This is a genomic window from Ruegeria sp. BHSB058 (assembly GCF_059613285.1).
Genome location: NZ_JBXWSF010000094.1, coordinates 1 through 13,666 on the forward strand (window position 1 = coordinate 1; position 13,666 = coordinate 13,666).

Annotated in this window: 13 protein-coding genes; 3 read left to right on the forward strand and 10 right to left on the reverse strand. The window is 58.2% G+C overall.

The genetic code is table 11. From position 1 onward, the window contains the following. From AC2FNB_RS18130 to AC2FNB_RS18140, 3 genes are all read right to left on the reverse strand, one after another. The coding region (locus tag AC2FNB_RS18130) for a hypothetical protein (RefSeq protein ID WP_496748305.1) at positions 1-380 on the reverse strand (380 nt) is incomplete at its 3' end. Between the two features lie 3 nt (positions 381-383). Then, positions 384-1,406: an MBL fold metallo-hydrolase gene (locus AC2FNB_RS18135; protein ID WP_496748306.1), complete on the reverse strand. Its 1,023-nt coding sequence runs from the start codon at positions 1,404-1,406 to the stop codon at positions 384-386. Between the two features lie 23 nt (positions 1,407-1,429). Then, positions 1,430-3,133 carry an acyl-CoA dehydrogenase gene (locus tag AC2FNB_RS18140; protein WP_496748307.1) on the reverse strand — a complete coding sequence of 568 codons (1,704 nt, stop codon included), beginning with the start codon at positions 3,131-3,133 and terminating at the stop codon, positions 1,430-1,432. 137 nt (positions 3,134-3,270) lie between these two features. On the opposite strand from AC2FNB_RS18140, the gene AC2FNB_RS18145 reads away from it, so the two are divergent. Beyond that, positions 3,271-4,221: an L-threonylcarbamoyladenylate synthase gene (locus tag AC2FNB_RS18145; RefSeq protein ID WP_496748308.1), complete on the forward strand. Its 951-nt coding sequence runs from the start codon at positions 3,271-3,273 to the stop codon at positions 4,219-4,221. Here the strand turns inward: AC2FNB_RS18145 and AC2FNB_RS18150 are convergent, their stop codons facing one another. Then, positions 4,222-4,776, reverse strand: coding sequence for a YqgE/AlgH family protein (locus AC2FNB_RS18150; protein ID WP_480748674.1), 555 nt, complete (start codon positions 4,774-4,776; stop codon positions 4,222-4,224). Between the two features lie 145 nt (positions 4,777-4,921). Here AC2FNB_RS18150 and AC2FNB_RS18155 point away from each other — a divergent pair, with 145 nt between their 5' ends. Both AC2FNB_RS18155 and AC2FNB_RS18160 read left to right on the forward strand, forming a co-directional pair. After that, entirely contained in the window at positions 4,922-5,734 is an 813-nt protein-coding gene (locus AC2FNB_RS18155) for a protein-disulfide reductase DsbD domain-containing protein (protein ID WP_480748673.1), read from the forward strand. Positions 5,735-5,737: 3 nt separating this feature from the next. Further along, positions 5,738-6,163 (forward strand): NUDIX hydrolase, encoded by a 426-nt coding sequence (locus AC2FNB_RS18160; protein ID WP_480748672.1) that lies wholly within the window; start codon positions 5,738-5,740, stop codon positions 6,161-6,163. A 9-nt stretch (positions 6,164-6,172) separates the two neighbouring features. Here AC2FNB_RS18160 and AC2FNB_RS18165 read toward each other — a convergent pair whose 3' ends face one another. The 6 genes from AC2FNB_RS18165 to AC2FNB_RS18190 all read right to left on the reverse strand — a co-directional run. After that, on the reverse strand, positions 6,173-9,574 hold the full coding sequence (locus tag AC2FNB_RS18165) for an efflux RND transporter permease subunit (protein WP_496748309.1): 3,402 nt from the start codon (positions 9,572-9,574) through the stop codon (positions 6,173-6,175). A 5-nt stretch (positions 9,575-9,579) separates the two neighbouring features. After that, the gene (locus tag AC2FNB_RS18170; RefSeq protein ID WP_496748310.1) at positions 9,580-11,034 is read right to left on the reverse strand and encodes an efflux RND transporter periplasmic adaptor subunit; all 1,455 of its coding nucleotides are present in this window, start codon (positions 11,032-11,034) and stop codon (positions 9,580-9,582) included. Between the two features lie 107 nt (positions 11,035-11,141). Then, on the reverse strand, positions 11,142-11,684 hold the full coding sequence (gene moaB, locus AC2FNB_RS18175) for a molybdenum cofactor biosynthesis protein B (protein WP_496748311.1): 543 nt from the start codon (positions 11,682-11,684) through the stop codon (positions 11,142-11,144). A 4-nt stretch (positions 11,685-11,688) separates the two neighbouring features. Next, positions 11,689-12,309 (reverse strand): LysE family translocator, encoded by a 621-nt coding sequence (locus tag AC2FNB_RS18180; protein WP_496748312.1) that lies wholly within the window; start codon positions 12,307-12,309, stop codon positions 11,689-11,691. Next, the gene (locus tag AC2FNB_RS18185; protein ID WP_480748667.1) at positions 12,306-12,902 is read right to left on the reverse strand and encodes a metallophosphoesterase family protein; all 597 of its coding nucleotides are present in this window, start codon (positions 12,900-12,902) and stop codon (positions 12,306-12,308) included. The genes AC2FNB_RS18180 and AC2FNB_RS18185 overlap by 4 nt, the downstream gene beginning before the upstream one ends. After that, on the reverse strand, positions 12,899-13,666 hold a 768-nt coding region (locus tag AC2FNB_RS18190; protein ID WP_496748313.1), incomplete at its 5' end, for a uracil-DNA glycosylase. The genes AC2FNB_RS18185 and AC2FNB_RS18190, both read right to left, overlap by 4 nt.

The following is a 13,666-nucleotide window of genomic DNA, read 5'->3' on the forward strand; positions in this document are numbered from 1 at the left end:
ATTGCCCGCAGCATCACGTTCAGTTGACTGACATGCTGGACAAGCTGGGTTTTGGCCCCGGTGGCATCGGACCCATAGAACGTCACGATATCGGGGTCAAAATAACCCATCCCCTCGATCCGCAGGACACCTGCATCGCCCCCGGTAAAACCCATTGCAACCTCTTGACTGTTGTCGAGCTGCTTTTCGAAATTCTGGATATACAGGATCAACCGCTCATACGCCCACTGCGCCGGACTTTTGGTCTCAATCGGTTTCTGTAGCGGCTTTGGCAATTCTTTGGGACCATTACCCGCAGCAGGGTCGGCGTGAACCTCATGGCAACGCGGTATTGCCATGGCTTCGGCGGCCTCGGCAGAAGTTTCGATCTTGTCGTCCATCTCTCACCCGTTGCGTTGGTACAGCCAGGCCCCGTCCGCGCGGCGCGTCCGGGTCACCGCACCAATGTGGTAGAGATGGTTCACATGCGCAACCGCTTCGACCAAAGCCAACCCATATTCGCCCTCTCCGATGTTTCGCTTGAACAGTGGAACAAAGCAATCTGAGGCCGGCTTTGGTGTGTCCAGGTGCTGCAGCAGGCGTTCCAGCGCCCCATGATGGTTGTCAATCAGTTGCCGCATCCGTGTGGGCAACCCGGTGAAGGGCAGCTTGTGACCACCCAGCGTCAGGTGGTCCGGTCGCGCCAGCGGTTGCAGCCGCTCGCACGCCTCCAGCCACTCGGCCACCGGATCAGCCAGAGGTTCGGTCGCATAGACGCCTATATTGGGGCTGATCGAGCTGAGAATCTGATCGCCGGTAATCACCAGGTTGTCGTCTCGGCTCCAGAATGTCGCGTGTTCAGGGGCGTGACCGTTGCCCATGTGAACGTCCCAATTGCGACCGCCCATGCGGAAAACTTCGCCCTGCCGAATACGCGTGAACCCAAGCGGCATCGGATAAACCATGTCGGCAAAGTTGAATGGCCGCTCGGACATGCGCTTTTCCAGCACCTCCGGCGCCATCCCCGCGCTACGGTAGTAGTCGAGCGTTTCCTTGGGCCAGCTTTCCTGCACGTCAAGCGTCAGCATCCGCGCGAACAACCAGGCCGTTCGCGTCGTGACAAGCTCGGCCCCATGGACGGATTGGAACCATCCTGCGTTACCTACATGATCGGGATGGTGGTGCGTGACTACGACGCGCCGCACCGGCTTGCCAACAAGCGGCCCGGCCATCAATTGTTCCCAAATGCCGCGCGTCTTTTTCGAAGAGAACCCGGTATCGATGATTGTCCAGCCATCGCCGTCATCCAGTGCATAGACATTGACGTGATCCAGCTTCATCGGAAGCGGCAGGCGCATCCACAAGACACCTTCGGCCACTTCGATGGCCTCTCCGCTTCGGGGTGGTTCTACCCAAGGATACTGCATGACAGGCGACTGCGCCCCATCCATCAGGCGGCCAAATCGTCAGCGCTGAGCGCATAGAGGTCGGTCGAACCATTTTGTGCCTGTACCAACAGACCCGTGTGTTCCGGCAGCAGTACATTGATATAGAAGCGGGCCAGTTTGGCGCGTGGCCCGTCAGGATCGGCCAAAGCCGCCGACAGGTGATAATGCGCGCCCAGAACTCGGGCAAAAGCACGCAAATATGGTAAAGCCCCGGCAAAGCGTTCAGTCATATCGTCCTGGCCAACAAACCATTCGGTCGCCTCACGCAAAGATTCAGTGGCTTCCCAAACCGGCCCAGCCAGTTCGGGCAACCTGGCGCGCGCGGCTTCGGCCTGCGCCTCGATTTCATCCAGAAGCTTTGAGGCCGCCTCGCCGCCGTCCATCATTTTGCGGCCGACCAGATCCATCGCCTGAATACCGTTCGTACCCTCGTAGATCGCGGTTACGCGCACGTCTCGGTAATACTGAGCCGCGCCAGTTTCCTCGATAAAACCCATGCCGCCATGTACCTGCACTCCGGTCTCGGCCACTCGTATTCCAGTTTCAGTGCCAAAAACCTTGGCAATGGGCGTCAGCAACGCAGCCCGCACTGTCCATTCCGCATCTTCGGTGGCCTTGGCCATGTCGATTGCGACGGCGTTCGCCAGCAGGATCGCACGAGACGCAAATACGTCGGCACGCATCTCCAATAGCATCCGGCGCACATCCGCATGGTCTATGATCGTCCCCGAAGGCGTCCTGCCCTGTTTACGCTCCAACGCATAGGCCAAGGCATGCTGATAGGCCCCCTCGGCTACACCGACGCCCTGACCGCCGACACCAAGCCGGGCATTGTTCATCATGGTGAACATCGCCGCCATACCACCATGTTCCGCGCCGACGAGCCATCCCGTCGCCCGGTCGTATTGCATCACACAGGTGGGAGAGCCATGCAGGCCCAGCTTGTGTTCCAGCGATACGACCTTGAGGCTGTTTGCAACGCCGGGGTCTCCGTTTTCATCCGGTATGAACTTGGGCACCAGGAACAGCGAAATCCCCTTGGTTCCGGGCATGCCTTCTGGCAGGCGCGCGAGAACCAGATGGCACACGTTGTCACAAAAATCGTTGTCGCCCCACGAGATGAATATCTTTTGTCCGCTGACAGCATAGGTTCCATCGCCGTTGGGTTCGGCCTTGGATGACAGCGCCCCGACATCCGAGCCTGCCTGTGCTTCGGTCAGGTTCATTGTTCCCGACCATTCGCCCGATATCAGCTTGGGCAGATATAGTGCCTTGATTTCGTCGCTTGCATGATGCTCCAGTGCTTCGATCTGGCCCTGGCTCATCAACGGAGCCAGCTGCAGCGACAGGCAGGCAGCGCTCATCATTTCGTTGACGGCGGTCGCTATAGTTGTCGGCAGGCCCATGCCGCCATGCTCCGGATCGCTACTCATCCCGATCCAACCACCATCAGAAATCGCCTTCCATCCGTCCGCATAACCGGGAGTGGTGCGCAGCACGCCGTTTTCCAGCCGGGCAGGTTCCAGATCACCGGGGCGTTGCAACGGTGACATGACCTCTTCGCACATTTTGCCGGCCTCGGTCAGAATGGCGCTGACAACATCCCGGCTGGCTTCGGCAAACAAATCACTCGCCGCCACCTGATCAAAGCCGACCACGTGATCGAACAGGAACTCATAATCGGAGGTGGGGGCGCGATAGGGCATGGCTTTCCTCGGAGGTTATTCTCGGCTTTCACAAGCGCGGGCTTGGATTCCGCTGCTGGCGTCGGTAAGCATCGGAGCTTGATCGATTACCTAACCAACATGATCTTGCAAGCAACCAAAACGCCGCGTCACTGCCTATGAACTCCTGCGTCACCGAATACCTGACCGCCGATCTTGCGGGGCTAAACCGCGCCGCAGAGTTGCTGCGGGACGGACAACTAGTCGCGTTTCCCACGGAAACGGTCTATGGATTGGGGGGCGACGCCTCGAACGGAGAAGCCGTCGCGGCCATCTATGCTGCCAAAGGCCGGCCCAGCTTCAACCCCCTGATCGCCCACGTGGCGTCAATCGAAGCCGCGCGGCGTTATGTTGAATGGAGCGATGAGGCGCAGAAGTTGGCCGATGCCTTCTGGCCCGGTCCGTTGACACTGGTATTGCCGCTGCGACCGGGGCATGGAGTTTCCTCGCTCGTGACTGCCGGGCTGGATACCTTGGCGGTTCGCGTCCCGGCCCATGCGACGGCGCGCGCGCTATTGACTGCATTCGACGGTCCGGTCGCCGCGCCCTCGGCCAACCCATCGGGGCGCATCAGCCCGACCACAGCACAGCACGTGCGCTTTGGCCTTGACGGAAGGATCGCCGCGGTGCTGGACGACGGCCCCTGTGGTGTGGGATTGGAATCGACCATTGTAGGGCTGGCAGGGGACCCGACGCTATTGCGCCCCGGAGGAATAGCGGCGGAGCAGATCGAGGCGTGTCTTGAAGCACCTTTGCAACACTACGAGACAGGCGGTGCAGTTTCCGCGCCGGGCCAACTGTTGTCGCACTATGCCCCGGACGCACCGGTTCGGTTGAATGTGCGCACCAGGCGCGGGGACGAAATCCTGCTGGGCTTTGGACCCGTCGAATGCGACTTGAACCTTTCGAAGACAGGCAATTTGTCGGAAGCCGCAGCCAACCTGTTTTCGGCCTTGCACCAGTTGAACGAAACCGGTCGCCCGATTGCCGTCACGCGCATTCCGGAAACCGGCCTGGGTGCAGCGATCAACGATCGCCTGCGCCGCGCCGCTGCACCCAGGCTAACCTGATCAGGCGTGACCCGCACTGGCGGAAAGTGTCAGCGGATCGACGCCAAGTGTCGCCAGAGCGGCCTCCCATTTCTCATCATCGGCCACTTGAAAAACCAGCTCGGGCGAGGCATCGGTGGTTAGCCAGCCGTTCATGGAAATCTCGTCTTCCAATTGTCCGGGGCCCCAGCCGGAATACCCCAGCATCAGCATCGCCTCTGCAGGGCCTCGTCCGGCAGCGATGTCTTCGAGAATATCCAGGGTGGCAGTCATGCTGAACCCGCTCTTTACCGGCATTGAGTGCAGGTTCGCCTCGTAGTCCGAGCTGTGCAGCACGAAACCGCGAGACGTTTCTACCGGCCCGCCAAACCGCACGAGCCGTTCACCCACAACCGGGATTTCGCAGGCAATGTTCAACTGCGACAGGAGCGCCTTGATTCGAAGATCGGCGGGCTTGTTGACGATCAGTCCCATCGCCCCGTCGTCGCTATGGCTGCAAAGATAAATCACCGAATGATCGAAGCGCGGATCCCCCATACCAGGCATCGCGATCAACAGTTTTCCGGTTAGATCCATGCGAACACTCTTTCAATGCTTATCTTTAAACAATGGCCCTCCTGCACCGCGGTTTGCAAGGTATGGGGCACCAATTTTCTCAGATTTCACATTCCTGACCTGAACGTGACTTGGCATTTCCCGATTCAAAGCGCATGTATTCACTATGTTGAAGTTGAAAAAACTGGCGTCCTGCGCCCTGACCGCCTGTATTTCGTTCGCAATGCCTGCTTTGGCAGGCGGGCTTGATGATGTGGTGAGGCTTGAAATCCTGGATGGTGGGTCAACAAAGAATGGCACCTATCTGGGGGCTATTCGGCTGACACTTGCCGAGGGATGGAAAACATATTGGCGCGCGCCGGGCGATGCAGGCATTCCGCCCCAGTTCAACTGGAACGGGTCGGACAATATCGGCGAGATTTCGATTACCTGGCCAACCCCGCACGTATTCGATCAGAACGGGCTGCGGTCAATCGGGTACAAGGACCAATTGGTACTGCCGGTCGAGATTACCCCCGCCAAACCAGGTCAGCCCGTACGACTGAGGGGTGAGATGGATTTCGGCGTTTGCAAGGACGTCTGTGTTCCCGGCAACCTTGGCTTTGATCATACGCTGTCAGGGACAGCCGGGCGCAATCCAGCCATTGCCGCTGCGATGGCCCAGCGACCCTATTCCGAGCGTGAAGCAGGTGTACAGTCGGCCAGCTGCCACCTGAAGCCGACTCAGAACGGAATGCGGATAGAAGCGCACATCGCCATGCCCCCGGCGGGCGGGGAAGAGGTCGCAGTTATTGAGTCGGGCGATCCGTCGCTTTGGACATCGGAAACGCAAACGACGCGACAGGGAAACAAACTGGTCGCTAGTTCCGAACTCATCAGCAACTCTTCGTCCGCTTTTGCGCTGGACCGCTCGGAAATCCGGATCACGGTGCTTGGGTCCAATCATGCGGTCGATATTCAGGGTTGCACAGCTGGCTAGAACATGAGCCGGACACCCTCCATCGGAGCGTTGGCTGTCGTCATTCATGACGGTCACGTTCTTTTGGTGCAGCGCGGCAAACAACCGGACGCCGGCCTGTGGGGTTTTCCCGGCGGCCATGTGGAATGGGGTGAGACGGTGATGCAGGCTGCAGCACGGGAATTGCAGGAGGAGGCCGGTGTCATTGCTGAACCGGTGCAGTACCTCGATAACCTGGATTTGCTGCGGCGCGATGACTGCGGGAATGTCGTCAGCCACTATCTGCTTGTCGCGGTTACGTGCCATTATATCAGTGGAGCACCTGTTGCCGGGGATGACGCAATGGATGCCGGGTGGTTTCCTGTCGACAAAATTCGTGGGAACGCTTTGCCGATGAGCGCCCGGGTTCCCGATCTTTTGCTTACGGCACTTGAGCGGGCGAGTAACTAGCCACAGTCATTACGTTTTGGTTCGCGACGCCAACCGTGGATATAGCAGCGCCGATATCACCACCGAGGCAAACAGAATAATCAGCGCACCGAGCACAAATAATCCCAAGCCCGCCTGCGCGAGGCTTGCTGTTTCCAGAACTGGTGCGAATTGGGTCAGAAATCCGGGCAAGCCATTATAGACAAGCGGCCATATCATTGTGATACCCATCCAGATCAGCATCAGAACACCTGTGCCCGCCACCGTTGATCGCACCAAAGGGTCCGGACCACGAATAGCCCGGCGCAGCGCCATCAACGGGCGGGCGAAATCGCGCTGTATCGCGAGAAGCGCTGGAACAACGAACAGAACAAGCATCATACCGAACCCCAGCCCGTATACTAGCGTGATCACCGTGGGTTTTAGAAACTGCGCCTGCTGGGATTGCTCGTAAAGCAAGGGCGCAAGACCCAGAACCGTCGTCATAGTGGTCAACATGACCGGACGAAGACGATCCGCCGCTCCGTCGATGATCGACGGAATCAGCCCCCTGTCCCGCTGATATTCATCAATCGTCGTCACCAGAACGATTGAGTCGTTGATGATGATACCTATCATCCCGAGCAATCCGACAACAGTGAACATGGAGAGCGGCACCTCCCAAATGTAGTGCCCCCAGATCGTTCCCACCAATCCGAAAGGTATGATTGCCATTACCACCAATGGTCGGGTCCAACTCGCGAACACCCATGCCAGCACAAGATAAATTCCTGTCAAACACAGGATCAGACCGGTGCGCGCTTCCTTGAGAAACTCGTCCTCCTGCTCGCTCAATCCGGCCATGCGCCATTCGACCTGACGTTCGCTGGCAATTTTGGGCAGGATCTCGTTTTCGAGCGCGGCTGCGATTTCTGCCGCGCGGGCCGGGTCATCTTCGGCAATATCGCCGATCACTGAAATGACGCGCAGCCCGTTTTCACGACGTACGGTTGAGAACCCGACTTCGCGCCGCACCGAGACCACATCAGCCAGCGGAACATATACACCCATTGGTGTGCGCATGAGCGTGTGCTCCAGAAAATCGGCGGTCAGTTCGTCCTTTGGAAGTTCCACACGTATCTCGGCGCTGCGCGGCCCATCCGGGAAAGTGGCCGCCTCGATCCCGTTAAGACGGTTTCGCAAAGCGCGCCCAAGGGTTTCAATGGTAAAACCAAGCGCCTGCCCTCGGGGCGTCAAATCCAGAATAAATTCTTCCTTGTCATAGGCAAGGTTGTCCTCCAACGCCGAAACTTCGGAGTATCTCATCAGGGCCGCTTGCAAATCTTCTGAAGCGGCCTTGAGCGTTCCGACCTCTGACCCGGAGAACTGCACATCGATTGCATCACCGGCAGGCCCCGACCGGTAGCCCCGGAAAGTCAGAAACTCGGTCATCGGGTGGCGGTTCACGAAATCCTGCAACTCTCCGACAAATTCAAAGCTGGAATAGGGACGAAGATCAGCGTCGATCAACTCGATCGAAATTCCACCCAGCAGATCAATGTCTTTGCCTTCGGCAGCAGACAGGCCCCATCCCGCGTTGCCCCCGACCTCTGCCAGAACATAGTCTATTGGATTTCGCCCGTGCCGCTCCTCGTAGATCTTCCCAAGCTCTTCGGTTGCACGCTGTAATTCTCGCATCATGGAAAACGTATCTGCACGCGTGGCGCCTTCGACCATGATGAAGTTGCCAGTAACGGAACCCCGTTCGGGCGCGTTGAAAAACCGCCAGTTCACGTCGCCCCGAATGAACAGGGCAAGCTGGCTCGCCAGGACGACCACCACTCCGGCCAAAACAACGTATCGCGCCCAGATGACCCACGCGATCAGCGGGCGGAAGAGGTGGTCGCGCACCCATCGAAAGCCCCGGTTGACGACACGGTTGGGCAGATCATACCAGTGCTCTTTCGCAGAGTGAGCGATCGCATGGGACAAGTGGTTCGGCAGGATCAGGAAGCATTCGATCAGGGACGCCAGCAACACCGCGATCACGGTAAAGGGAATGTCATATATCAACTCACCGAACCGACCACCGATAGCCGTCAGGCCGAAGAAGGCGATAACGGTGGTTACCGTGGCGGCAAAGACCGGCATCGCCATACGAGAAGCAGCGCGTTCAGAGGCGGCAACCGGAATTTCACCCAACCGACGCGCCCGAAAATCCGCGTGTTCACCAACCACAATCGCATCATCCACAACAATGCCGAGCGTAATGATCAGGCCGAACAGCGACACCATGTTGAGCGACAATCCAGCCAAATACATGAATGAAATGGCCGCAAACATCGCAACTGGAATACCGGCTGCCACCCAGAACGCGATACGGGCGTTGAGAAACAAAAACAGCAGGCACACTACAAGGGCCAATCCCATGAGGCCATTGTCGACCAGAATGTTGAGGCGATCCGTTATTGCCTGGGCGCGGGTTCGGATCAATTCGACCGTAACCCCATCCGGAAGACTGGCCTGCATCTGGGTCACGACTTCTTCGACAGTGCGCTGGATCGCAATGGCATCACCGCGATCGGATCGATCCACGCGGACGGACATGGCCGGATGTTCGCCCACATAGTAGCTGCGATTGCGTGTCACACCCTCGATCCGCACGTCGGCCACGTCCTCGATTGTCAGCGTGGAGCCATCCGCAAATGTGCGCAAGGCGATGCCACGGATCTCTTCAGGCGTGCGTTTTTCGATACCGGTTCGAATCCGGGCATTCGCCCCACTCACGTCTCCTGCAGGATTCGCATCAACCTCGGCAGCGATGGCCGCTGCAATTTCGGCCATGCTGATGTCGTTGGCAATCAATTGCGCTGTCGGCACCTCGACCACGATACGCGGCGCCGCAATTCCCCGGATCGTGGTGCGCGTAACACCGGCCTTGAAGAGGCGGGTGATCAGTTCGTCGGTGAATAGCGCCAGCCGCCCCGTGTCCACTGGGCCAGTAACGACGACATCCGTGACCCTGTCGCGCCACCCGCCACGCCGGACGCTTGGCTCTTCGGCATCTTCGGGCAGGTTGGTTACACCGTCGATGATGGTTTGGACCTCATCAACGGCGCGCGACATATCCCAACCCGGTTCGAATTCCAGCTCAATCCTCGCATCACCTTCTCGCGATCTGGATTCCGAGCTCTGCACCCCATCCACCGCCAACAGGGCAGGTTCCAAAACTTGCACGATGGCGTTGTCTACATCTTCAGGCCCGGCTCCTTCCCATTCGACTGTGACCTCGACCTGCTCCGTGATGACATCAGGGAAAAATTGAGCCCGCATATTCGGAATCGCGGCGGCCCCCATCACCAACATGATGATCAAAAGCAGGTTTGCGATTGTGCGATGACGCGTGAAATAGCTGATAACTCCACCGGCTGCGCTGGGGATTTCGCGGATCATCGAACTTATCCCCCGGACCGCGCTTCGATACGATGCACCAGCTGTGCGGGTACGCGTGCTTCGGCCAATTGATTCAGGACCCGTGCCTTGTCGTCAGGAGCAAGACGGTCATTTGCTTCGACCGCGGCGACCAAGAGCGCCCGGCGCTCGTCGGTCAGTTCAACCATGCCCGGATCAAGCGCGGTGCTGGCCTCTGTCCGCAACGGACGCACCCGCACGCCCTTTCCGAGCAAAGGTGTCCTGCCAATAACAACCTCGCGCCCCTCCAGCCCTTCGCCTCGCACCAGCACTTCGTCCTTTTGGCGGCGCACCAATTGCACCGGGAGTGTTTCGAGACGTTCGTCACGACCAAGCACCAGCACAGTACCCGACGCGTCCAGTGCCGAAGCCGGAAGACGTGCTACCTGTTCAACAGGGTTTTCCTGTACCGATACCGTCACGAAATCTCCGGGTTTGAATCCGGGGGCCTCGTCAAGGCGGGCAAAGATAAGGCGTCCGGACTGCCCCTCTCCGGCCGAGCCGCTGTCTCGGCTGATCCTGCCAGTTGCCGTGAGATCGGTTCCGGTGACCTCCAGCGAAACGGTCACGGGGGCTTCGATCAGAACACCTTTTGCATCAAGCAATCGTACATATTGCGCAGTCGACACCCGAAAGGCGACTTCCAAAGCATAGGGGTCAACCAATTCGGCCAGCTTTTCATTGGCCGACACCAGTCGTCCTTCTACTAATGTCACACCACTGAGAGTCCCATCGTAACGTGCGCGCACCGTCATATCGTCAAGGTCGCGTTTTACGGCATCAAGCGCAATGCGGGCGCGGGCCAGTCGCGTTTCCGTCTGGTCGACCCGCGCCTCAGCTTGCGCTACTGCGATCCTGCGGGCGAGGGTGGCCTGACGCGCCGATACCGCTGCCAGTTCTGCAGTCTCAACTGCCGTGGCAGAACCAAACCCACGTTCTTCGAGATCGCGCTGACGCTGAAGCGCACGGTCGCGCAAAGCGGACTGTTCCGCCGCTGCCTTCAATTCATCCCGTGCCAAAACCAGTGATCTTTCGGCGTCTCGTTCTTCAACCTGAGCATCCAGAAGATCCGATTCGGCACGATCCAAAGCCGATTGCGCGTCAGCAGGATCCAATTCAACCAGAACCTGCCCTGCAGATACCGCGCCGCCCTCTTCGAAGTTTTCCGACAACCAGATCACCCTGCCTCCGGTTGCAGCCCGCAATTCGAGCCGACGTCGGCTTTGTACTTCGCCAAAAACGTCCAGATAAGGAGTCACCGTTTCCAGTTCGGCAGTCACGACGTTGACCGCAAAGATTCGTTCACGCGACGGCGGAGCCGGGTTTTCCTTGTTTACGAAGTCCTGTACTGCGCCAGTGACCAATTGCGCCGCATATAACAGTAGGGCAAGCGTCATCGAGGCCAAAAATACCCCAATAAGGCTTTGCCGCAAGAATCGCATCGGTCACATTGCTCCGATCATTTCTAAGTGCCCTCACAAGTAAGTAGCCGGACTGCAAAAAATGCCAAGCCACAAAGCGTTTACAGGCAGTGAAACGTATGACCAGTCTACTTCCGTCGCTTGTGTTCGTCCAATCGCGGCATGATCTCGACGAAATTGCATGGCATGTGGCGGTAATCGAGCTGCTTTTCCAGTATCCCGTCCCAACCATCCTTGCAGGCGCCAGGACTGCCCGGCAGGGCAAACAGATAGGTTCCACCCGCCACTCCGCCAGTGGCGCGGGATTGCACGGCCGATGTACCGATCTTTTCCATCGAAATCATCGTGAAGACGGTGCCGAAGGCCTCGATCTCCTTCTCGTACACGTCCCTGTGCGCCTCGACGGTCACGTCTCGCCCGGTCAATCCAGTGCCGCCGGTCGAGATCACAACGTCAATTCCGGGGTCGGCCACCCATACGCGCAGTTGCTCCGCAATCTCGGTTCTTTCGTCTTTCAGAATTTTCCGGTCGACCACTACATGCCCGGCCTTCTCAATGCGATCGACAAGTGTCTTGCCCGATCGGTCCTCCTCGATGGATCTGGTGTCAGAAACGGTGAGAACCGCAATGCGGACAGGAATGAAATCTTTGCTTTCGTCGATGCGGGACATCGGATCAGGACCTTTCCAGGATAGCCAAGCGTAGGGCGAGGGCCGCGAACAGGCACCCTGAAACCCAGCCCAATACGCGTGAAATCGCAGGGTTGTTCGTTAGCTTCCGGCGCATCGCGCCCGCAAAGAAACCAACTCCGGCGTTGATGAAAAACCCCCCGAACGCAAGGACCATGCCAAAGATCAAAAACTGTGGCAGGATTGATCCGGCATTCGGGTTCACAAATTGCGGGATGAAAGCAAGAACAAACAGGATAACCTTGGGGTTTGTCAGATTCACCATTAAACCGTCGCGAAAAGAATGGTTGGCAGGCCTTGTCGCAATGTCCGGCGATACCGTTCCAGATCGTATGGCGCCCCAGGCGAGCCAAAGCAAATAAGAAACGCCAAGCCAGCGGATGGCGTCGAACAGAACCGGTGCCGCCTCGACAACCGCCCCCAACCCTAGCCCGGCCAGCGTGACGTGCACCATCGAACCGGTCGAAATCCCAGCGCTTGCAGCCGCCGCAGCGCGAGGACCTGAACGCAGACCCTGCCCCAAGCAAAACATCATGTCCGCCCCAGGCGTCAGGTTCAGCGCCAGCGCCGCCGGAACGAATGTCCAAAAAACAACTGGGTCGATCATTTCAGTGAAAACCAATTGATAGTCGGGCCGAGATTGGCAATTTCGGTCCGACCCATTTTTCCGCGAGCGCCCCAACTGTCGTGGATATGCCCACAAAAAGCCAATGAGGGCTGAATGCGTTCGATCGCATTGCGCACCGCAACCGATCCCACCGACACCCCTTGCGAGGTTTTGTCCCCGATCCCTTTTGGCGGGGAATGGGTGATGAGGATATCGGTATCCTTGCAGCGGTCCAACAACTCTGTCGCTTCAGCCTCGGTCAGATCGCAAGACCAGTCGCCAAAGGGTGTGACCGGTACGCCATAACCCAGCCCGAACATGCGCACCCCATCCACGGTCATTCCGTGGCCGTGCAATACGTGCGCGCCTTCGTGAGCGGCTGTGTCCAATTCTTCCGCACTTTCCGCGTTTCCCGGCACCAGAACCAGAGGGGCTGATATTCTGGAAAGCATCTCCATCGCTTCATCCAGCCCATGCCGCATATTGCAATAGTCCCCGGCGCCGATCACCAGATCAGCATCGTTACTGGCCACCACTAAATCGGCGGCTCGCGTCCGCGCCATATGAAGGTCAGAGAACGCAAGGATTTTCATTTCGATTCCTCAAGCCGTTCCTTGAGCACCAGAAGATCCGCCCAGGCCTGCCTTTTCATATGAGGCTGGCGAAGCAGATATGCAGGGTGAAACATCGGTATGACCGGCAGGTTCATTGCTTGTTCCCACTGCCCTCTCAACCGGGTTATGCCGCGTTTTCCCAATACCGCCTGACAGCTGATATTTCCCATTAGCACCAGAACCGCTGGCTTTGCCAATGCGACATGCCGCTCGAGAAACGGTTTCATCATTCCAATCTCTTCGGGTTTAGGATCGCGGTTTTGCGGAGGCCGCCACGGCAAAACGTTGGTGATATATACATTCTTGCTGCGGTCTAGTTCGATCGCTGCCAGCATCCGGTCCAGCAAATGACCCGCGCGTCCTACAAATGGGCGGCCCTCCCGGTCTTCATCACGCCCCGGAGCTTCGCCAATGATCATGACGCGCGCGCCTGGTGTTCCGTCTGCAAAGACCAGTTGCCGTGCCCCGCGTTTCAATTCGCACAGATCAAATGCATCCATTGCCGCGCGCAACTCTGGCAATGAGTTTGCCCTTCGCGCCGATCTTTGCGCAACCTCGGTCGCATCGGCATCCTTCGGTTTTACATTGACCTCTGGAGTTGGAACAGTTGCCTTGGGCTGTGCCGTTGTGTCGGGTAAAGCATACCGGTCCACCGGATCATCTCCGATGGCTTCGGTTGCTCCCAACTCGATCTGCCATTCCAGCAGAGCGCGAGCCGTGTGATGATCCAGTACCGATTCCAT